Source organism: Tenuifilum sp. (genome assembly GCF_037481895.1).
Taxonomy (GTDB): domain Bacteria; phylum Bacteroidota; class Bacteroidia; order Bacteroidales; family Tenuifilaceae; genus Tenuifilum; species Tenuifilum osseticum.
In genome coordinates, this window is the sequence record NZ_JBBFKU010000039.1 from 1 (window position 1) to 20659 (window position 20659).

The 20659-nt window shown below is 39.8% G+C and carries 21 protein-coding genes; 8 read left to right on the forward strand and 13 right to left on the reverse strand.

Features of this window, described 5'->3' with window-relative positions; all coding sequences use genetic code 11:
- From WHS63_RS11065 to WHS63_RS11075, 3 genes are all read left to right on the forward strand, one after another.
- Positions 1-1419 (forward strand): ATP-binding protein (locus tag WHS63_RS11065; protein ID WP_445205161.1); only part of this gene is annotated, 1419 nt, incomplete at its 5' end.
- An 80-nt stretch (positions 1420-1499) separates the two neighbouring features.
- Positions 1500-2705 carry an aminopeptidase C gene (locus tag WHS63_RS11070; RefSeq protein WP_445205162.1) on the forward strand — a complete coding sequence of 402 codons (1206 nt, stop codon included), beginning with the start codon at positions 1500-1502 and terminating at the stop codon, positions 2703-2705.
- A gap of 109 nt (positions 2706-2814) precedes the next feature.
- Positions 2815-3186, forward strand: coding sequence for a DUF1987 domain-containing protein (locus WHS63_RS11075; RefSeq protein WP_445205163.1), 372 nt, complete (start codon positions 2815-2817; stop codon positions 3184-3186).
- On the opposite strand, the gene WHS63_RS11080 is transcribed toward WHS63_RS11075, so the two are convergent.
- Genes WHS63_RS11080 through WHS63_RS11090 form a run of 3 tightly spaced genes read right to left on the reverse strand, consistent with a single transcriptional unit; the run spans position 3183 to position 5053 of the window.
- Positions 3183-3881: a DUF4956 domain-containing protein gene (locus WHS63_RS11080; protein ID WP_445205164.1), complete on the reverse strand. Its 699-nt coding sequence runs from the start codon at positions 3879-3881 to the stop codon at positions 3183-3185. The two genes, WHS63_RS11075 and WHS63_RS11080, sit on opposite strands and share 4 nt — an antisense overlap.
- On the reverse strand, positions 3850-4623 hold the full coding sequence (locus WHS63_RS11085; protein WP_445205165.1) for a VTC domain-containing protein: 774 nt from the start codon (positions 4621-4623) through the stop codon (positions 3850-3852). The genes WHS63_RS11080 and WHS63_RS11085 overlap by 32 nt, the downstream gene beginning before the upstream one ends.
- Positions 4624-4636: 13 nt before the next feature.
- Positions 4637-5053, reverse strand: a complete 417-nt coding sequence (locus tag WHS63_RS11090) for a hypothetical protein (protein ID WP_445205166.1) — start codon at positions 5051-5053, stop codon at positions 4637-4639.
- Between the two features lie 51 nt (positions 5054-5104).
- Here WHS63_RS11090 and WHS63_RS11095 point away from each other — a divergent pair, with 51 nt between their 5' ends.
- Positions 5105-5260: a rubredoxin gene (locus tag WHS63_RS11095; RefSeq protein ID WP_369488278.1), complete on the forward strand. Its 156-nt coding sequence runs from the start codon at positions 5105-5107 to the stop codon at positions 5258-5260.
- A 94-nt stretch (positions 5261-5354) separates the two neighbouring features.
- Here WHS63_RS11095 and WHS63_RS11100 read toward each other — a convergent pair whose 3' ends face one another.
- Positions 5355-6815, reverse strand: a complete 1461-nt coding sequence (locus WHS63_RS11100) for an aminoacyl-histidine dipeptidase (protein ID WP_445205167.1) — start codon at positions 6813-6815, stop codon at positions 5355-5357.
- 143 nt (positions 6816-6958) lie between these two features.
- Between WHS63_RS11100 and cysQ the strand changes: the two genes are divergently transcribed.
- On the forward strand, positions 6959-7792 hold the full coding sequence (gene cysQ, locus WHS63_RS11105) for a 3'(2'),5'-bisphosphate nucleotidase CysQ (RefSeq protein ID WP_445205168.1): 834 nt from the start codon (positions 6959-6961) through the stop codon (positions 7790-7792).
- 1 nt (position 7793) lies between these two features.
- Here cysQ and WHS63_RS11110 read toward each other — a convergent pair whose 3' ends face one another.
- The 4 genes from WHS63_RS11110 to WHS63_RS11125 form a co-directional block, all read right to left on the reverse strand.
- On the reverse strand, positions 7794-10112 hold the full coding sequence (locus WHS63_RS11110; RefSeq protein ID WP_445201632.1) for a tetratricopeptide repeat protein: 2319 nt from the start codon (positions 10110-10112) through the stop codon (positions 7794-7796).
- A gap of 261 nt (positions 10113-10373) precedes the next feature.
- Positions 10374-11810, reverse strand: a complete 1437-nt coding sequence (gene dnaA / locus WHS63_RS11115) for a chromosomal replication initiator protein DnaA (RefSeq protein ID WP_445200857.1) — start codon at positions 11808-11810, stop codon at positions 10374-10376.
- A 334-nt stretch (positions 11811-12144) separates the two neighbouring features.
- Positions 12145-13140, reverse strand: a complete 996-nt coding sequence (locus WHS63_RS11120) for an MlaD family protein (protein WP_445205169.1) — start codon at positions 13138-13140, stop codon at positions 12145-12147.
- 59 nt (positions 13141-13199) lie between these two features.
- A complete protein-coding gene (locus WHS63_RS11125) occupies positions 13200-14312 on the reverse strand; it encodes an N-acetylmuramoyl-L-alanine amidase family protein (RefSeq protein ID WP_445205170.1) in 1113 nt (370 codons plus the stop codon).
- A 112-nt stretch (positions 14313-14424) separates the two neighbouring features.
- On the opposite strand from WHS63_RS11125, the gene WHS63_RS11130 reads away from it, so the two are divergent.
- Positions 14425-17010, forward strand: a complete 2586-nt coding sequence (locus WHS63_RS11130) for a putative LPS assembly protein LptD (protein WP_445205171.1) — start codon at positions 14425-14427, stop codon at positions 17008-17010.
- Positions 17011-17026: 16 nt separating this feature from the next.
- Complete coding sequence (locus tag WHS63_RS11135) at positions 17027-17407, forward strand: RidA family protein (RefSeq protein ID WP_369488286.1); 381 nt, start codon at positions 17027-17029, stop codon at positions 17405-17407.
- 70 nt (positions 17408-17477) lie between these two features.
- Here WHS63_RS11135 and rplI read toward each other — a convergent pair whose 3' ends face one another.
- The 3 genes from rplI to rpsF are packed head-to-tail and all read right to left on the reverse strand — an operon-like array spanning position 17478 to position 18567.
- A complete protein-coding gene (gene rplI, locus WHS63_RS11140; RefSeq protein WP_445205172.1) occupies positions 17478-17924 on the reverse strand; it encodes a 50S ribosomal protein L9 in 447 nt (148 codons plus the stop codon).
- A gap of 19 nt (positions 17925-17943) precedes the next feature.
- Positions 17944-18213 carry a 30S ribosomal protein S18 gene (gene rpsR, locus WHS63_RS11145; protein WP_369488288.1) on the reverse strand — a complete coding sequence of 90 codons (270 nt, stop codon included), beginning with the start codon at positions 18211-18213 and terminating at the stop codon, positions 17944-17946.
- A gap of 3 nt (positions 18214-18216) precedes the next feature.
- Positions 18217-18567, reverse strand: a complete 351-nt coding sequence (rpsF, locus tag WHS63_RS11150) for a 30S ribosomal protein S6 (RefSeq protein ID WP_369488505.1) — start codon at positions 18565-18567, stop codon at positions 18217-18219.
- A gap of 79 nt (positions 18568-18646) precedes the next feature.
- On the opposite strand from rpsF, the gene WHS63_RS11155 reads away from it, so the two are divergent.
- The gene (locus WHS63_RS11155) at positions 18647-18880 is read left to right on the forward strand and encodes a (2Fe-2S)-binding protein (protein WP_445205173.1); all 234 of its coding nucleotides are present in this window, start codon (positions 18647-18649) and stop codon (positions 18878-18880) included.
- A gap of 16 nt (positions 18881-18896) precedes the next feature.
- On the opposite strand, the gene WHS63_RS11160 is transcribed toward WHS63_RS11155, so the two are convergent.
- Complete coding sequence (locus tag WHS63_RS11160) at positions 18897-19772, reverse strand: transglutaminase-like domain-containing protein (protein ID WP_445205174.1); 876 nt, start codon at positions 19770-19772, stop codon at positions 18897-18899.
- A gap of 6 nt (positions 19773-19778) precedes the next feature.
- Entirely contained in the window at positions 19779-20657 is an 879-nt protein-coding gene (locus WHS63_RS11165) for a nucleoside phosphorylase (RefSeq protein ID WP_445205175.1), read from the reverse strand.
- Positions 20658-20659 lie beyond the last annotated feature (2 nt).

Genomic DNA, 20659 nt, shown 5'->3' on the forward strand with positions numbered 1-20659 from the left:
GTGTCCACCGACAAGGGTATCTTTCAGGTTCGGCCTGCTAAGGGGTATAACTACTTTAACTTACCTGCCCCAGTTATTTATAGGGCGATTAATATGGACTCTGTGCTCTTTAATGGTAACAACTATAGCCTGGTTGAATGCGATACAGTTTTTGGAGCGTATTTGTACAAAAAAATAGCTGATCCTATCATTGATTTAGGAATAGTACTTCCATACAAAAGGAATTCAGTGAAATTTTCATACTCATGGCCATACTTTGAATCCGATCAGCCTTGTCAATTCAGTTACCAGCTTGTTGGCAACGATGAGGGATGGTCAGAGTGGTCGACTGATTACAGGAAGGAGTATACTAATTTACGTGAGGGTAAGTACGTATTTAAGGTTAAAGCACGAAGTGTTTTCGGGGTTGAAAGCCCTGTTTTAGAATTTCATTTCGAGGTTAAAACACCATGGTACAGAACTATTTATGCATACATTGGTTACGCTTTGCTTGTTTTTTTACTAATATATTCGATATTTAAAATTTGGCATTACAAGTTAATACTGGAGCGCGACAAGTTGGAGCGCTTGGTTAAGGAACGCACACAGGAAATTCTTTTACAAAAGGAGGAACTTCAGGTTCAGGCAGAACATCTCAGGGAGACCTACGAATGGATATCGGAAAAGAATGCCATGCTCGAAAGGCAAAAGAGTGAGATTGAACAACAAAAACAAAAACTCGAAGAAATCAATGCTACAAAAAACAAATTCTTCAGGATTATTGCACACGATCTACGCAACCCTATTAGCACTTTGGTAAACTCTACTGCCTTTCTTTTAACCGATATTGAAACGTTAAGTTCGGAAAAAACAAAAAAGTTTATGGGGGAACTTAATAGGCTGGCATTAACCACCTATGGGTTACTTGAAAACTTACTCGACTGGTCATCGAACGAGATGGGCGACATTCAAAATAAACCCCAAAGGGTTTCCCTTTCGCTTTTGGTAAACCAAAATATTGAATTAGTACAGAATCGACTAACAGACAAGAATATCAAGTTAACCGTTGATATCCCGGCTAACATTGAACTTTATGTTGATGAGAATATGCTGAATACAGTTCTGAGGAACTTGATCAGTAATGCTGTGAAATTTACAAGACCTGGAGGTGAAATTTCGATTGATGCTTCAGTAGCTAACGGTAAATGCTTAATCAGAGTTAGAGATAATGGTATTGGTATCCCCGACCAAAATATCGAAAAACTGTTCAGGATTGATAAAAGCATTGTAACACCTGGTACCCAAAACGAAAAGGGTTCGGGGTTAGGATTACTCCTATGCAAAGAGTTTGTTGATAAAATGGGGGGAACAATATCGGTAAATAGCAGGCAGGGCTTTGGAACTACATTCTCCATTGAGTTCCCCGTAGATATACTTTAGCCCATCTAATCAAATAATTTTAGCCGGTTAAACCTTATACGTAAGGTAAAATCAAACTTAACAAACCAAAATTCATAGTTATGAAGCGGATAAAATACTTTTTCAGCCTTTTGCTATTCCTAATCATGGCGATTGGGGTAGTGTTTGCTCAGGATAAAAAGGACGAGGCAAAAGAGCCCTATGCCTTTACTGATGTTAAGGTTATACCCACAACATCGGTTAAGAACCAAAACCGCTCAAGCACCTGCTGGAGTTTTTCAGGAATGGCATTTCTGGAGTCAGAGCTTTTGCGAATGGGGAAACCGGCCGTTGACCTTTCGCCTATGTTTGTGGTTAGGAATATCTACGCCATGAAAGCCGATAGGTATGTCAGGTTCAATGGTACCAATAATTTTGGACCCGGTGGTTCATTCTTCGATGTGCTGGAAGCCATTAAGCGGTTTGGGATAGTACCCATGGACGTGTATCAGGGCTTAAGCTATGGGGAGGAATCGCATGTACACGGCGAGGTTGATGCCGTTACTAAGGCTTTTGTAGATGCAATAGTTAAAAATCCAAACCGTAAACTCTCCACCGCTTGGAAAAAAGCATTCGATGGTATACTGGATGCCTACTTTGGTTCATTACCCCAGAATTTTACCTACAATGGCAAAACATACACACCAGAATTGTTTGCAAAACAGCTAGGAATAAATCCTGACGATTACGTGGTTATAACCTCGTTCAGCCATCATCCCTTTTACCAGAAATTTGTTCTGGAGCTACCCGATAACTGGATACATGGCGAGGCCTACAATGTGCCTTTAAGTGATTTTGATAGGATTATTGAAAGCGCCATCGATAACGGTTACCCGGTTGCCTGGGCAAGCGATGTTAGCGATAAAGGGTTTAACTGGAGTAAGGGTGTAGCTATAGTACCTGATTTTGATGACAAGGAAAATGCCGGTTCCGACAAGGAGCGCTGGACTCAACTCTCGAACCGTGAGAAGGAAAAAACTTTATACTCATTCGAGAAGCCAGTTAAGGAAATGGTAATTACCCAGGAGATAAGGCAACTTGCCTTTGATAACTATCAAACAACCGATGACCATGGTATGGTGCTGGTAGGCAAGGCAACCGATCAGATGGGGAACACATTTTACAAAGTGAAGAATAGTTGGGGTGCCGATGGTAAGTACAAAGGATATTTTTATGCCTCAAGGGCATTTGTACTGTACAAATCAACAAATATTATGGTTCATAAAAAGGCTGTTCCTGTTGATTTAGCAAAGAAATTGGGAATTTAGTCGATACACCGAACAAATTTATCCGCCTATCGTTTAACTATTTTGGGCGGATTTTTTTATTTGTATGGTATAATATTTATAAATTTACATGCTGATAAAGACTTAGGCCATGACAAATTTATACATCAAGGGCACTTCCAAAACGCCGGAGATTGATTTTAAACCGGGTATTCTGCAAATTTCAGGACGCTCAATTGCTGAGGATGCAGTTGCTTTTTACCAGCCGGTTATTAAATGGATTGAAGATTACCTTAAAAAACCTGAACCATTAACCAGGCTCAACCTGAAGATGGAGTATATCAATAGCGGTTCAAACCGGTTTATTTTCACCATAATGAGGATGCTTGATGAGGCCTACTCACAGGGACATAATGTGGTTATTAACTGGTACTTTGAGGAGGATGACGACACCATTAAAAACTTAGGTCGTGATTTTCAGGCCCTGGTAAAGGCTCCATTCAAAATGGTAGAGATTATTTAATCGTCATCATCTACTACTTCCCTGGCATCTATTTGTGGGGTGTTAGTATCGTTAAAGTTTTCAGCGGGAAAGTGAACAACTAGCCAGGCTATATCGCGAACAAAATCAACCTTGCCAATTTCTACACTCTTAATTTCAAGACCAGTTCGTTTCTTCAGATCCTCTATAAGTTCTGCCCTTTTATCGGGGGTAATGAGGTTGATTTTTTCGTAAACTATCACTTTCTGTGATAGATGTTTAATGAAAAGGCCTTTTTCAAGTATTAGAGCCACGCCTAATAGCGCAAAATTAGAAAATAGCAGTTCTGCATAGCTAACCTTTTTCGACGATATGGCATTTATTAACGAGATGGCAATTATGAAAAAGAGATAAGTCATCTCTTTAATTGGTATTGGGTTGGTCCGGTAGCGAATAATCCCAAAAACGGCAAATAACCCCAAGGCAAAACCAAGCTGTAGCTTGACGTTTGCAAGCAGAAAGCACATAAAAAATACAACCACGCCAAGCATAAGGTATGTAAAAACATAATCTTTACGGTAGGTACGTGGGTAGTATAGGTAACGGACTGCAATCCATAACACAACAGTGTTCAGGATAAACCGTAGGAGAAGTGTGTAAAAATCGTTCGTATTTATGATATCGATTCCAAATAGCTGGAACGAATCAGCTTGAAGTGTTAACCAAAGCATTCTCATTTTTGTACTTGTTAATGTGCGTAATTATCGGCTTAAAGTTATTGGACTTTAGGTTATTATACAAAAGGGCGCACCCAATTGAGTACTTGCTAAAACCGGTTTGTCTATAACCGTGTTGCTTTAAATGATTGATAAGAAAGCTTGACGAGTTGTACTTGTCCCGTTTTGATTCTATCACACAAATATTTGAAAGGTTTACGGCATGGGTTGGATTTTTGAGCAGTATATTGAAGTCCATTGTAACACGTTCATTAAAATCGAACGATACTAGGGTTATCCTGTTAAAGGTTGTATACAATGTTCTTGTTAACTCATTAAACCTGAAAGGAATATTTTTTTTAACAAAGGTTTCAACCGTTGGATTATCAATGGAATTGTTGGTAATTTCGGTTCGTTTCTTTAATGTTTCGCCTGAAGGCATTCGTGTTTTTACCTCTAGGAATACATCGCCGCTAGCTTTGTAATGCCTGAGCCTTACCTTATAACGCTTAGCCCTCCTGTTATGGTGGTCAAGATACATGGTAAAGCCACTGCTGTCAAAATATTCCGAAAAGTACTCAGGCATTAGCTGTTCTTTATTCTCAACAATAAAGTAGTGTTGTTTTAAGAATGAAAGTATTTCAAATGCCCATTCTGCCTGTACTAAATACTTACTATCGATACGGCGCATAAATTGCGCCTTGCCCACATCGCATAGGTTTAAGTAGTTGAAATCTATTTGTTTAATATCATTCTCTTTCATGGATTACACTATACTACTTATATTCAAAAACTTTTCTACTTTTCAGTTTTCCATTAGGCCCATATACTTTCTTTTCCACTTTAAAGCCATTGCTATATGTAGTTTCCACCCTTTCAAGAACTTCGCCTTTACTGTTGAAGGTAGTCTGCAATATTTCGTTTCCTTCACCATCGTATTTGTATTCAATATGCTTTACAGTATTGCCTTTTTCATCGTAATTTTTTTCCATTAGTATGTTCCCTTGCTTGTCAAATTGTGCCTCGTATTCCTTGTACTTGGTCTCTTTCTCGTTTTCGTATATATAACGCCACTCAATCTTTTGTTTAATGCCGGCTTCACGAATTTCCTTTTTCTTTTGAGCAAATGCTAAAGTTGGGCAGGTAAATAATATTATTAATACAACAAGTGCCAGTTGGTGTTTAGTTTCCATTTTCGTAATTTTGATAAATTTTTTGCAAGTTAATCAAAAAATAATTCGCCTATGTACAAGTGTAGAGTTTGTGGTTACATATACGACGAAAATATTGGGGATCCTGATCATGGAATACCAGCAGGTACTCCTTTTGAGGAGTTACCTGACAATTGGCATTGCCCTGTATGTAATGTAACCAAGGATTACTTTGAGGAGTTTAACTAGATTGGGTTTGTCTTGAACGAACCGTCATTACCGGGTTTGGGTTGAGTATTAAGAAGAAAAGAACCCTATTGGGTTCTTTTCCTTTTTGGATGTATTACTTGTTTTCGGGAATGTTCTTTAATACATCAAGCAGCAAATCCCAGAACTTTTGTGTTGATGGGATATGAAGCCTTTCGTCGGGAGAGTGCGCCCCCTTAATGGTGGGCCCAAACGAAATCATGTCCAGCTCGGGGTATTTCTTTAAGAAAAGGCCACATTCAAGTCCGGCATGTATAGCTCTGACTACAGGCTCTACCTTAAAAAGTCTCTTGTACGAGGCTTTTGTTATTTCAAGTATCTGAGAGTTGGTGTTAGGGGCCCATCCCGGGTAACCATCGGAGTGCTGAATGTTGGCATTGGCAAGCCGGAAAACGCTTTCTACCATGTTTGAAATATCATGCTTTGCCGATTCCACTGCACTGCGTTGGCTGGTAGTTACCAGAATTTGGTTGTCCTGAATAAATTTCACGGAAGCTAAATTGGTAGAGGTTTCAACTAGCCCTTTTAGCTGGCGACTCATGGCTATAACTCCATGAGGGCAAGCGTATAGTGAGTTAAGTAGATCGAAATGGGTAGGTTCGTCAATTACAAAATCGGGTAGGGGTGAGTCCTCGATTGTGATCTCGAGGTTTGGCTCAGCATCGCGCCATTCATTGTAAATTTCAGTTCTGATGTTTTCAAAGGTTAGAATCAGTTGAGCCTTATCGTCCTTATGGATTGTGAATATTGCCGATGCTTCGCGTGGTATGGCATTGCGTAGGTTACCACCATCAAGGTTGGCAAGTCTAAGATCAAATAGCTGTGTTCCTTTCCAGAGGAAACGGTTAATAAGCTTTATTGAGTTAGCGCGGTGTTTGTCAATGTCGTCGCCTGAGTGACCTCCAAGTAAGCCTTTCACTATCAGCTTCATGGCAACAGAATCGCTAGGTACCCTATCGGGTTCGTATGCAAAAGTTGCCACTGTGTCGATACCTCCAGCGCAGCCAATGAAAAGTTCTCCCTCGTCCTCGGAATCGAGGTTTAAAAGAATTTTTGAATTGAAAAATCCGCTTCCCATTTCAAATGCACCAGTAAGACCGGTTTCCTCATCAACAGTGAAAAGGCACTCAAGTGGTCCATGCTCAATATCGCTTGAGGCTAGGATAGCCAATTGGGCTGCAATCCCAATGCCATCGTCGGCTCCAAGAGTCGTTCCCTTAGCCTTTAACCATTCGCCATCGGTATAGGTTTGTATGGGGTCATTGTTAAAATCATGATTTATATCGCTGTTCTTCTCACAAACCATATCCAGGTGACTTTGCAGCACAACCGCTTGCTTATTCTCGTAGCCTGCTGATGCGGGTTTTCTTACCAGAATGTTTCCAGCATCATCTTTCCGGAATTCCAGATTATGCTTTTGGGCAAAATCTACGATGTAGGCAATAATTTTACCTTCTTTCTTTGATGGACGGGGAATCTTGCATATTTCACCAAAGTAGTGGAAAACAAGTTCTGGCTTTAATTGATTACTGCTCATGGGTATTAATTTTTTTTTCGGCATAAACATAATACATTTTCAAATATGATGGTTTAAATAAAAGAGGTTTAAAAGCATGTTTGTAAGCGGTTGTATGGTATTTTAAAATGGTTTAATTTTGTAACCAAAATCACTCGACAGGAATGATAGAAACACCAGAACTTCACAACCTGCTTTCAACTGCCATTGGTGCTGCGGTTAGAGCAGGTTACAAAATAATGGAGGTATATAATTCTGATGATTTTCAGGTAAATCTTAAATCCGATCGTACTCCGTTAACCCTAGCCGATAGACTTGCCCATGAGGAAATTAAGAGTTCACTTTCAAAGACTTTTATCCCAGTTCTTAGCGAGGAAGGTAGGAGTATAATCTACGAAGAGCGTAAAGGTTGGGACTATTTCTGGGTAGTTGATCCGCTTGATGGAACAAAAGAGTTTATCAAACGTAATGGGGAGTTTACTGTAAATATTGCTCTTGTATACGAAAAGTACCCAATTGCAGGGATAGTATTTGTGCCTGTTACCGGAAAGCTTTACTACTCCATTAATTCGGAAGGTGCTTATATGGTTACTTCTTTACTTTCAAAGGATGATTTTGAGATCTCATATGAAGATATTCAAGCTATTTCCCAAAAGTTGCCTTTACCAAGCAATCGCGATAGCATTGTGGTTGTAGAGAGTAGGTCGCATAGCACACCTGAAACCATTCAGTATATTAATAGCTTATCAGAACGTTACTCAAACATAGAGTTACTTCCTATTGGCTCATCGCTTAAAATGTGCATGATAGCCGAAGGTAAAGCGGATTTATATCCCCGTCTTTCGCTTTCCAGCGAGTGGGACACGGCTGCCGGTCAGGCAATTGTTGAGGGTGCTGGTTTTAAAGTGATAACCTACGAAACGGGTGAAAGACTTTCGTACAACAAGGAGGACCTTGTTAATCCATGGTTTGTTGTTTCGAATGGGAGGGTGAAGTAGGCTAAATGTCAATTCCAAGTACCAATACATCATCAACCTGTTCGTAATTACCTTTCCATTTTTCCAGGAATGATTCAAGATGTTTAACCTGTTCATTAACAGGTTTATCTAAGGTATTACCTAGCAGTTTAATGTATTCGGATTTGCCCAGCTTCATGCGCTTAGTATCACTTATCTGGTCGTGGTAACCATCGGTGTAGAAAAAGAGTTTCCCTTTTTTGGTAATATCAAGGTATTCATCGTTGAATTCAATCAAACCGAGCTGACGGTTAAGGTTACGTTGGGGACGAACAGTTATATGGTTATTATTGGAATCGAAATACTCAAATGATATTTTGTGCCCTGAGTATTCCAGCGCTGCTGCCTGTTTTGTGTACTTGCAAACAATAAAGTCGATGCCTAATAGTAGGTTTGAATCAAACGGTTTTGCGTTGTTTTTTATCAACTCATTATACAAGTGCGTTGCAATTTGGCTGGGTTTATTTAGTTTAAAGATAGTTACTGCATCTTTTAGAGCGTTAATTGCCATTATGCTCATAAAAGCTCCGGCTACTCCATGTCCTATACAGTCGGCAATGACAAAAATTATTCCGTTGTCAAATTCATGATGCCAGTATATATCGCCGCCAACATAATCCTTTGGCTTGTAGAGCATGGCCTGTTTACTGAAATATTTTTCGAACTCTATGGGGTTTGAGAGCAGCGAACGTTGTATAAACGAAGCATACTCTAGCCCTTCGGTTATTCTATGGTTGGCATACTCCAGTAGTCTATTTTGCATCTCAATTTGCTCGGTTTGCAGGGCAAGTTCGGTTTTATGCTGGTTTAGTTCGTTTATGTTGATTTCCAGCATATCGCGTTGTGTTTCAATTTCCTCCTTTTGAATTAAAATCTCTGCATTCATCTCCTGTAGCAATCGTTTATCCTTTCTCAATTTTTTCAGGTAGAGGTATGATAGCACAACTATTATCAAACTGAAAACAACAAGCGATAGAAGCAACAAATTGATTACCTTTTGTCTTTTAATGTCTAATTGTTTCAGCTCATTATCCTTTTGGAGCAGAGCAATTTCACTTTCTTTTTTATCTGTTTCGTACTCAATTTTTAGCTTATCGAGATTATTCAGGTTTGAGATATTGCTTAACGTATCGCTGAGTGTTTTATACACCTCCAGATGCTCAATGGCTTTTTTAAAGTTACCTTGGCGTTTAAGGATTGAGTACAGTCCTTTATGGGCATCGCGTTGCCACTCAATAGATTTAAGCTTAACAGCAAGTTCAAGAGCCCGGGCGTAAAAGGCAACTGAAGTGCCGTAATTTCCTACTTGCTCGTAGGCGCGACCAAGATTAAGGAAAACTGCTGCTAATCCATTCTCGTTCTTGCTTTGCTCAAAAGCCAATTTAGCCTTTAATAGGTAGTTTATGCCTTCCTTTGGATTTCCAATATCCAGGTAAAGCTGTCCGATGTTACTGAGGGTCTTGCCCTGGTCGTCAACATTGTTGTTCTTTACATCAACTTCGTATGATTTAAGAAACATGTCGAGACTCTCGGTAAATCTTTTCTGGTTTTTGAGGATGATAGCAATGTTATTTGATGCCCTTCCAACACCCAAATTATTTTTTAGATTTTGGTAAATGGTTAGAGCTTTGTAATACATATCAAGTGCTTGATTTTGCTTGCCCTGAGTATCGTATATTAGGCCAATGTTGTTATAGGCATGTGCTACACCAAGTGAGTCACCTAGTTTTTCTCTAAGTCTTAGGGCTTGGAATAGTTTTTCGGATGCTATTTCAAGTTTTCCAAGATTCCAGTAGATACCCCCAAGCAAATTTATAGTCTTTGCCAGGCTTAGGGTATCGTTAATTTGTTGGAATAGGTCTATTGCATTATTCGCTTTTTCAATGGCACCTTCTGCATTTCCTGTATTGAAAAGGATTCCTGCAAGCATTTTATAGGCGTTGGCTATGATTGCAACAGGAATTTTTGTTTTCTGTGAAAGGACAATAATGTTTTGAAAGTACTCCTGAGCCTTGGTAAAGTTTCCTCTAGCATAATATCTATTTCCTGCAAGATCGTTGCCTTTGGCAACTCCATTAGCCCATCCATTTGATGCTGATGACTTAATGAATTCGATTACTACCTTGTCGTAAATGGAATCCTTATACTCCTTTGCTGGCCCTAGTTTTTCATATATTTTGTTTAGAATAATAGAGTCCTTTGCGTTGTTTCTGATTACTTCTATTAAGCTATCGGGGTTTGGCTGAGCCATTAGTGGGGTTGCAATGGAGAGAGCGAACAAAAGGTTTTTAATTTTTATCATAGCTATTGCTTTACAGTTAATATCTTCATTTTTTTCCTTAAAAATATGGTTCGCAGTAATCATCCAGTGAAAAATGATTTCCACAATTTCAATTCTTGGAACTCAAATTGGTAGTAAAAATAATTCCTTTAGCGTATTAATCTTTAATCTGTTTAGCTTTATTGACAACCTAACAATTTTCATTGATTAAATGTTGAATGAAAATGAGAAAGGAGGGGCTATGTAAGCTCCCTCCTTTACTATAAACCCTAAAAACTAGTATTATGCGTTATACTTAAGCTTCTTTTGGATATCTTCCACCTGGGCTTTGAATCGTTTATCGGTTTCCATCAGGTTGTTAACTGTTTTACAGGCGTGAAGAACTGTTGCATGATCTTTGTTCCCAATAACGCTACCAATGGTTGAAAGTGATGCTTTGGTTAAACTTTTAGAGAAGTACATGGCAATCTGACGCGCTTGTACTATCTCACGTTTGCGGGTTTTTGCATTTAACACATCAACAGGTAAACCAAAGTACTCGCAAACAACCTTTTGGATGTAATCAATAGTAATATCCTTCTTGGTGTTTTTAACTAGTTTTTCAATCATTTCCGAGGCAAGTTCAACGCTGAGTTGCTTACCGTTTAGGGTTGACTGAGCTAGCATGGAAATGAGTGCACCTTCAAGCTCGCGAATGTTCTGGGTAATATTTGAGGCAATGTATTCCAAAACGTCGTTTGGTACTACTATACCATCGTTATACACTTTCTTTTTAAGTATTGCTACCCTTGTTTCAAAGTCAGGTGTTGTAAGTTCAGCCGACAAACCCCACTTGAAGCGCGATAGAAGACGTTTTTCTAAGCCTTGCAGGTCGGCCGGAGCCTGATCCGATGTAAGGATAAGCTGCTTGCCCGTTTGGTGTAAATGGTTAAAGATGTGGAAAAAGGCATCTTGTGTCTTTTCCTTTCCTGCAAACTCGTGAACATCGTCAAGTATTAGTAAGTCGATACTTTGGTAGAAGTGAAGAAAATCGTTTATGTTGTTATGTTTAAAGTAAGCATCCACAAACTGGGTTTGGAACTTAACGGCGTTCACGTATAGTACAATTTTTTCAGGGAAATGTCTTTTAACCTCTATTCCTATTGCCTGAGCCAGGTGCGTTTTGCCTAACCCAGAGCCTCCGTAGATAAACAATGGATTAAAAGCAGTTTTCCCTGGAGCCTGACTAATGGTGATTCCGGCAGAACGAGCTAAGCGGTTGCATGTCCCCTCCACAAAGTTTGTGAAGTTGTACTCAGGGTTAAGCTGAGGATCAACATTTAACTTTTTAATGCCCGGGATAATGAAAGGGTTCTTAATAGGTGCTTCCTGAACGGCCTGAACTGAAACTGGCTTGTTTTTAAGTTCAGTTTTGTTCTGAGTGGGGAACTTAACTGTATATGGAGTGCCACCATTATAGCCACTATGTTCCATAATTACACTGTACTCAAGCTTAGCATCGGCTCCCAACTCCTTCCTTAACGTTTTACGCAGTATGTCAATGTACTGCTCTTCCAAATACTCGTAGAAGAAAGGACTTGGCACCTGAATGGTGAGTACATTCTTTTCCAGCTTAATGGGAACAATGGGCTCAAACCAAGTTTTAAAGCTTATGGGTGTTACGTTGTCCTTAATGATTCTTAAACAGTTTTCCCAAACTTCTTTATAATCAGCTGCCATATACATGTAAAAATATTTGAGTGAAAATTTTTCAACCTGTTATCAACATCAACAAAATTGTAATGATTTTTTTTAAAAAAAAATAGGTTTTCAGGTTGATTTTTGTGTTAACATTACAACTATCTTATTATCACTCAAATATTTTTTTTTCGTTCGTCAAAATTTTTTAATACTCTGATATACAGTTATGTAAGTTGTTAATAACACAAATATTTGATTGTTAACTTATTGTTAAGTGAATCTAAATTTAAAGGTTATATAGATTTGCTGTATAGCATTGACATACAGTCGAAATAACATAACGGATTGATATACAGAATCATATAAGAAACTGCTATTTGTTTTTCTTTTCTTCGATGTATTTGGTTCTGCTTAAGTCGATTATCGAGAAATTAACATACCTTTTAGGGTTCGCTTTCATGTCTTTAATCAGCAACTCAAGCTGTAGTGATGCCGATTCTAGGTTGCGGTACAGAGAGTCGTTATTAACCAGCTTGCCTAGTGTACCCTCGCCTGAATTTACTTTTGTTAAAGCTTGCTGGAGTTGGGTTAGCGAAGAGTCGAGCTTTACAAGCGTGCTGTAAAGGTTAGCTTTGGATAGAGAATCGCTTAAGCTTGAAAGGTTTTTAATGGTGTTTGTAATGTCTGCATTATTCTTTCGGATATTCGATGAAATTGACTCGATATTGCTTAGCGATAACCTTATGGAGCCTTTTGGACTGTTAACCATGGTGTCGAGGCCAGCACTCAGGTTTGCAATGTTGTGGAGGGTTCTATTGAGGTTCTCAATACCCTCCGACAGGTTCTTTTTATTTTCATCGTTAAGCACTTCCTGAAGTACAACAAGGGTTTTAGCAATCTCGCTCATCATTACCTCTGCTTTTTCCTTTACGGGCGACATTTGGTAGGCAAGTTGATCGAGGAGTCCAACCTCAATGGAGGTAGGAAGTGTGTCGCCAGGTTCATAGTAAAAGCTATCGGGGGCTACCTCAAGCTTTATGGCCTTACCTCCCATTATATCGGTGCTTACTAGTTTGGCAGTAGTGTTTCGGGGGAGACTGTACTTCTTATTAACCAGTAATACCACCCGAAACCTCCCCGACTTTAAGTCATGAAACTCAATATTTTTAACCAGGCCAACCTTAAAGCCGTTAATTAGCACGGCATCGGTATTTTTTAACCCATCAACCGATTTGAAAATGGCGTAGTAAACATTGTTTGGGCTAAAAATATTTTTACCCTTTAAAAAGTTTACTCCCCAGAACATTACAACAAGTATGGTAAGGGCAAACAGGCCAATTTTTGTTTCGCGGGTTAGTTTGAGTTTCATGGCTGGTTCTTTTGGTTGTTTACAATTCAAAATTACTCAATTATTGGGAAAGTAGGCATCTAGTTTGAGTTAATCTTCTCTAAGGCTTTTTTAATGGGAATAATCTCTCCGTTTTCAATGGCTACTACAAAGGCATCAGGAAACTTTTGTTTAACAACCTTGCAGTATTCCAGTGCTTCCTGGTACGATTGCGAACCACCAACCAAGTATTTGTATACTCCATTAACCACAAGGGTGTCAATATTATTTATGCCCTTAAACTGAGTTCCTTTACTGTTGATTGGGGTTTGCGATGAGGCTATTTGGACCTTAAACTCTATTGTATTTACTTTTGCCGTTGTTGTCAACTCATTCTTTATATTTTCTGGTTTTGATGAGTCGGGCTTTACCGTTTTCTGGTTTGACTCTACAATTGCGTCAACTTTTTGCTTGTAGGCTTTAATGGCTCTGTAAATTGATGAAGCAATAAGTTCTTGCCCGTCATTTGTATTCAAAAATTCCTCCTCTTTTGGATTGCTAAGGTAGCCAACCTCCACAAGAACACTTGGCATTGATGTTTTCCAGAGCACAAGAAAGCCTGCCTGCCTAACACCTCTATCGGGACGCTTAGCACGTTCCTTTAAATCACCTTGGATAATTGAGGCAAAATCGAGGCTTTGCTCAAGGAAAGCATTTTGAAGCATGGTAAAAATTATGAACGATTCGGCGGAGTTAGGGTCATAACCTTCATATTTCTCGTGGTATTCATCCTCATAGGTAATAACAGCATTCTCGCGCATTGCTACATCAAGGTTCTCGTTGCTCTTATGCAATCCCATAACGTAGGTTTCGGTTCCTGTAATACTCCTGTTGGGTGCGGCATTGCAATGGATAGATATAAACAAATCGGCGCTTTCACGGTTAGCTATCCTGCTACGTTCATCTAGGGGTATAAAGGTATCATCGGATCGGGTGTAAACCACTTTCACACCCGGTAGGTTCTGGTTTATTAGCTCTCCGACCCTCTTGGCAATGGAAAGGGTTATGTCCTTTTCCTTGCTGATTTTGCCAACTGTTCCAGGATCCTTACCTCCATGACCCGCATCGATAACAATCTTTGATACACTGTATGCGCTCAGGTGCTGCGATTTAATTGTATTGGCTGAAAAAAGTGATATAATTAGTAATGCCAAATAAAAGTTAAATGTTGATAAAAATTTATATTCCCGCCTCATACCCCTTGCGTATTCTTTTATTTTTTTAAGTAGTTTTGAGCTCAATTTGTTCACAAAAATAGGATTAAAGTTGAGATTTAGGTTTACTTTACTGCTTTTACTTATAAACCAGTTGGCATTAATTGCTAACAGGTTCGACTCTGTGGCCTTACAACAGATGTTGGCTTACGCCAAACCCGATACCGTTTCAACTCCTGATAGTGCTAAGAACAAAAAAAGTGCCATCGACGACCCAGTCCTTACCAACGCCGACGATTCAATTGTATACTCCCTCGATGGGAAAATAGCATATCTGTATGGTAATGGTGTGGTTACCTATCAAAATCTAGAACTGAAGGCTAACTACATTGAATTTGACATGGAAACCAAGCGGGTTTACGCAAGCGGATTACCCGATAGTACTGGAAAAATTAGCGGTAAACCAAAGTTTAAGGAGGGAAGCCAGTCGTTTGAAATGGAAAAGATTTACTACAACTTTGATACACGTAGGGCTAAAATTATTGGTGTGGTAACTGAACAGTCAGGCGGCTTCATGCATAGCGCAGTAACAAAAAAGATGGAGGACGATGTGGTAAACCTTCAGGAGGGGAAGTATACCACCTGCGATTTAGATCATCCTCACTTTTACATTGCAATTACAAAGGGTAAGATGATACCCGATAAGAAAATTGTTGCTGGCCCTGCATACCTTGTCATTGAGGATGTTCCTTTTCCCCTCATTATTCCGTTTGGTTTTTTCCCTAACACCCGTAAACGCGCTGCTGGCGTTTTAATACCCGAATACGGTGAGGAGAATAACAGAGGGCTCTTTCTTCGTAATGGTGGATTTTATTTTGGCATGGGCGATTACATGGACCAACGTATAACTTTTGATGTATACTCAAGGGGGTCGTGGGGTGTACGGGGACAAACAACATACAAGCTAAGGTATAAGTTTTCAGGATCACTAAATTTGGAGTATTCCACCATAGTGTCAAGCGAGAAGGGTTTACCGGATTACACTAAGCAAAACTCATACTGGATTCGCTGGTCACATAATCAGGACCCAAAAGCTTCGCCAAATTCAACTTTTCAGGCAAATGTAAACTTTGGTTCATCGAACTATAACAGGTATAACGCCCGTAGTATCAATACTGCGCTTTCAAATACTTTTAACTCAAGCATTTCGTATTCAAAAACCTGGCCTGGGTCCCCATTTAGCTTATCAACCTCGTTGACACATTCTCAGAATACTATAAATAAATCGGTTGATCTGAATTTTCCGAGGGTGGCTTTTAATATGAGCAGGATTTACCCCTTTAAACGGAAAAATGCAATTGGGGTACCCAAATGGTACGAGAAGGTTGGGGTTAGCCTGAATACTAGCCTTGAAAACAGGGTTCAGGTAAAGGAAGATAATCTATTTAAACGTACAGTATTCGATAGTCTGCAAAATGGAATGAAACATTCAATTCCTGTTTCTACCTCGTTCAATCTTTTAAAGTTCATAACTGTTAGCCCCGGAGTTAACTACAACGAGTATTGGTACTTGCAAACAATTGAGAAGTATTGGAATGCTGACTCTAACAGGGTTGAGATTGATACACTGCGTGGGTTTAAAAGGGGTTATGAGTACAGCACATCGATTTCAATGAGCACCAAGGTTTATGGAATGTTTCAGTTCTCAAAGAAATCAAAAGTACAAGCAATAAGGCATGTGATTACCCCTTCGGTTTCCTTAGGCTATCGTCCCGATTTTTCTGATCCCAAATACGGTTTTTATAGGACAGTTCAATCCGATCCCACTGGTAAAACAACCAGGTATTCAATTTTTGAGAAAGGTATTTATGGGGGACCAGGTGGAGGCAAATCGGGGGTAGTTTCTTTCGCGCTTTCAAACCTGCTGGAAATGAAGGTTAAGTCGGCAAACGATACGGTTAACCCGGTTAAAAAAGTAAAAATTATTGATGGATTGTCAATGAACGCCTCATATAACCTTCTAGCCGATTCTTTGAATTGGTCTGAGGTATCGGTTAGCGGTAGAACAGGCCTGTTTGATGGGAAGGTAAACATCAACTATTCTGGCGGTTTTAACCTGTATGCCATAAATGAGCAAGGGCGAATTTACAATAGGTATGAATGGAACGAGACCGGTAAGCTGGCAAGGTTTACCAGAGGGAATATTGGTGTCGATTTCTCATTGAATAGCAAAAAGGAAGGGCAGGCCAATTCATCCTCGGCAGGAAGAGTTGGGGGAGCGGGTGAGATTCCTCCGGGAACGGCTCCCGATGGCTCAAGCTTTGGCGAATCGCTTGGAACAATGTACGGTCTTGATTATGTCGATTTCTCGGTTCCCTGGAATGTGAGGTTTAGCTACAACCTAAGCTATAGTAAACCTGCATTGCAGTCATCGTTAGTGCAAACTTTAAGCTTTTCAGGAAGCATTAGCCTTACTCCAAAGCTGAAGATAGGTTTTAACTCAGGTTACGACTTCAAAAACAAAAAGCTTACAACCACTTCGCTTAACTTTTATCGCGACTTGCATTGCTGGGAAATGCGCTTAACTGTAATTCCCATTGGCTACTATAAGAGTTTTAGTTTCCAGATAAACGTAAAGTCGTCAATTCTACAAGACCTTAAGTTTACCAAGCGCGACCACTATCTCGATAACCAATAACCAAACCAAAATAACCATGGAAAAGAAAATAATTTGTACCGAAAAGGCCCCTAAGGCTGTAGGGCCTTATAGTCAGGCTGTTGAAGCAAACGGTTTCTTGTTCATTTCAGGACAAATACCAATTGATCCCTCCACGGGAAAGGTGGTTGAGGGTGGTATTAAAGAGCAAACCGAACAGGTTCTTAAAAATATTGGAGCTATCCTGAAAGAGGCCGGTTTGGATTACAGGAACGTTGTTAAAACAACCTGTTTACTCAGCGATATGGATAACTTTGCCGCCATGAACGAGGTTTACGCACGCTATTTTACTTCTGAAATGCCAGCGAGGGCCGCTTACGGAGTTGTTCGATTACCTTTAGGGGTAATGGTTGAAATAGAGTGCATTGCTGTTTGTTAATTCTGTAACTAGCTAATAAAAAAAGAAGGCTGCCAACAGGCAGCCTTCTTTGGTTATTGCAATTAATGGATTATTCAGAAACAACCTCGAATTCAATGCTAACCTTAACCTCGCGATGAAGCTTAATTTCGGCCTTATAGGTACCAACCTCTTTAACCTGATCTTCAGAAAGCGTAATGCTCTTACGATCAATCTCAAAGCCTTTTTCAGCGAGAGCCTCAGCGATTTGGATGTTGTTAACCGATCCAAAAATCTTGCCGGTTGAACTTGTTTTAGCGCCAATGGTAAGCTTAACGCCTTCAAGTTTCTTGGCAAGCTGTTCGGCTTCGGCTTTAATCTTAGCTTCCTTGTGGGCTTGCTGTTTAATATTTTCTGCAATTACCTTTTTTGCCGATTCGGTAGCAGTTATAGCCATTCCTTTTGGAATCAGGTAGTTGCGGGCGTAACCGTTACGTACGGTAACCACGTCATTTTTATTGCCCAAATTGGGAACATCCTGAAGTAGTATGATTTCCATGTGTTTATCCTCCTACCTGTTACTTTAATAAATCGGTTACAAATGGAAGTAGAGCCAAGTGGCGTGCTCTCTTAACAGCAGTAGCTACCTTGCGCTGATACTTCTGTGAGGTTCCTGTAATACGACGAGGTAGAATTTTTCCCTGCTCGTTTAAGAACTTCTTGAGGAACTCAGCATCTTTGTAATCGATGTACTTGATGTTGTTCTTGCGGAAACGGCAGTACTTTTTCTTTTTAATCTCAACGCTAGGCGGTGTGAGATATCTGATTTCTGATTGATTCTGGCTCATTGTTTAACCCTCCATAGTTTTAGGTTCAACCTTGGCATTGCGTCTTTTCTGAGCAAACTCAACATGATGCTTATCCATCTTCACGGTTAGGAAGCGGATAATACGCTCATCACGACGGTACTGGGTTTCCAGCTTATCAATCAATGCACCATCGGCTTTAAACTCAATGAGGTGGTAAAAACCGGTGGTTTTTTTCTGAATGGGGTAGGCCAACTTTCTTAATCCCCAACTCTCTTCATGGACAATTTCACCCCCATTCTCGGTGATGAAATCCCTGAACTTGGTAACCGTTTCCTTCATCTGGGCCTCAGACAAAACGGGAGTAGCAATGAAAACGGTTTCGTACTGATTCAACATAGTTTATTGATTTTATTTAAATTAGCGCGCAAATTTAAGTCATTTACCCATAATTGCAAAACATTTTTTCATTATCATGAAAAAAAACGAAAAAATAATCTGCCATTGCAACGGAGTAAGTATAAAGTCTATTGTTCATGCAATTCAAAAAGGCGGGGTGGTTGACATTGCCGATGTACAAAGATTTACTCTGGCTGCTACGGGATGTAGGAGGTGTTTTCCGCAGGTTGAGGCAATAGTTAACTTAGAGATAGAAAGGTTAAAGTTAGTAGGATTTCAGCTTAAAATCGATTTCAAGGATAATGCTTAATAGCCTTGCACGCTATTTATTTGGACAGCAAGTCATGAATTCTTGTAAAAAGAATGGCTTTGTTTTGCCTGTTCGATCGCTGGAGGGCTACCGATGCATTATATATTAACTGAAGAATTGCCTCCTTGTTGTTACAGGGCAAGTAGTAGCTCAGTTCGTCGTCAATTTTTTGCTGTTTCAAAAAAAGTTCAATTTCCTTTGCGCTGAATAAAGAACCCTGGTTAAATGGGTTGATGTAAAAGAGAATGCTTTGTTTTTCCTCGGCAGGCTCATCGGTGGTTTTCTGGTAATACCTGTCTTTATAGCCTAGAACAAAATTGTGGGGTAAATTAACGCAGTATATTGGTAAGCCAAGTTTTTGCGCAATAATCGCATAGAAGAGAGATAGTATGATAGGTCCGCCCTGTTTTGTCTCTATTAGGGTGTTAATAAAATAGTTTTTGGGAGCAAAGTAGTTTGAGGTATCGGGTTTATAGCCATGTAATGTGAAGATAACGTGGTTGATGATTTTTACTTTCTCCAGTGCTGTAAGGCTACTGTTAAGTTCAAGCCAAATGTCGCGCCTAATCTTTTCCAATTCCTCGTGAATGGGAGAGGGGTTAAGTTCGGGGTATTGGATTTTGGCTACAAGGATTGTCCCCTGGAGTAGGTCCATTTCGGGCGACTGTGCCCATTTTTGAAATTCCCCTGCCAGGTAGTTGTACTGAATGGAGTCAATGATGTTCTCAATCCTGCTTTGCAGTAAAGGGTCGGTTGATTTCTCCCATACGTTTTCCAGAACAGGAATAACCTCATTCCCCTCCATGATGATTTTTTCTGACACCGTGTTAAACACATTGGTATCAGGGTCATCGAGGAGGGATATGAGCGATTTTATGTACTTGGCATCCAATATGCTCTACTCTAATGTTGCTAGTTTGTCCAGTGTTTTCTCAATTAGTGAATTGATATATGGCTTGTAATCCTTTGTGGCATCTTTGATAACACGATTTGCAATAATTGTGCAAATAGTAACAGCATCGTGGCCAAGCAAAAGCGATAAGCCGTTTATGGCTGAACTTTCCATCTCAAAGTTGGTTATTTTCCTCCCTTTATAGTTAAAATCAACTATTTTATCGTTCAGCTTAGGATCCGCTAAAGGTAAACGGAGAACGCGTCCCTGCGGGCCATAGAACCCTGGCGCTGAAATTGTTACACCGGGGATGGTGAAATCAGAGAAAAGCTTTACCAGCTTTGGCGACGACTTACAGAAATAAGGCTTAGCGCACTGTGGGTTCCAACTGGTATGCTTTAGGAATGCTTCTTCCATTTCAAGATCGCTAATATCGTTGCGATTGGCATAGAAGTTAAGCAAACCATCAAAACCTACGCTAATTTCAGTCATTACAAAGCTTCCCAAATCAATTTCGGGTTGCAAGGCACCCGATGTGCCAAGCCGAACAAGGGTTAACTTTTTCTTCTCAGCTTTTTCGGTTCTGGTTTCAAGGTCAATGTTAACCAGCGCATCAAGTTCATTCACCACTATATCGATATTGTCGGTTCCAATACCGGTGGAAAGAACTGTGATGCGTTTACCCTTATATGTTCCTGTAACTGTTTTAAATTCACGGTTCGAAACGGAAATCTCCCTGGTATCAAAGAAATTTGCAACGGTATCAACCCTTCCCGGATCACCAACTAAAATCACCTTATCGGCCAGGTTTTCGGGTTTTAAGTGTAGATGGAAAATACTTCCATCGGGATTGATAATAAGTTCAGATGATTCTATAACTCTCATGA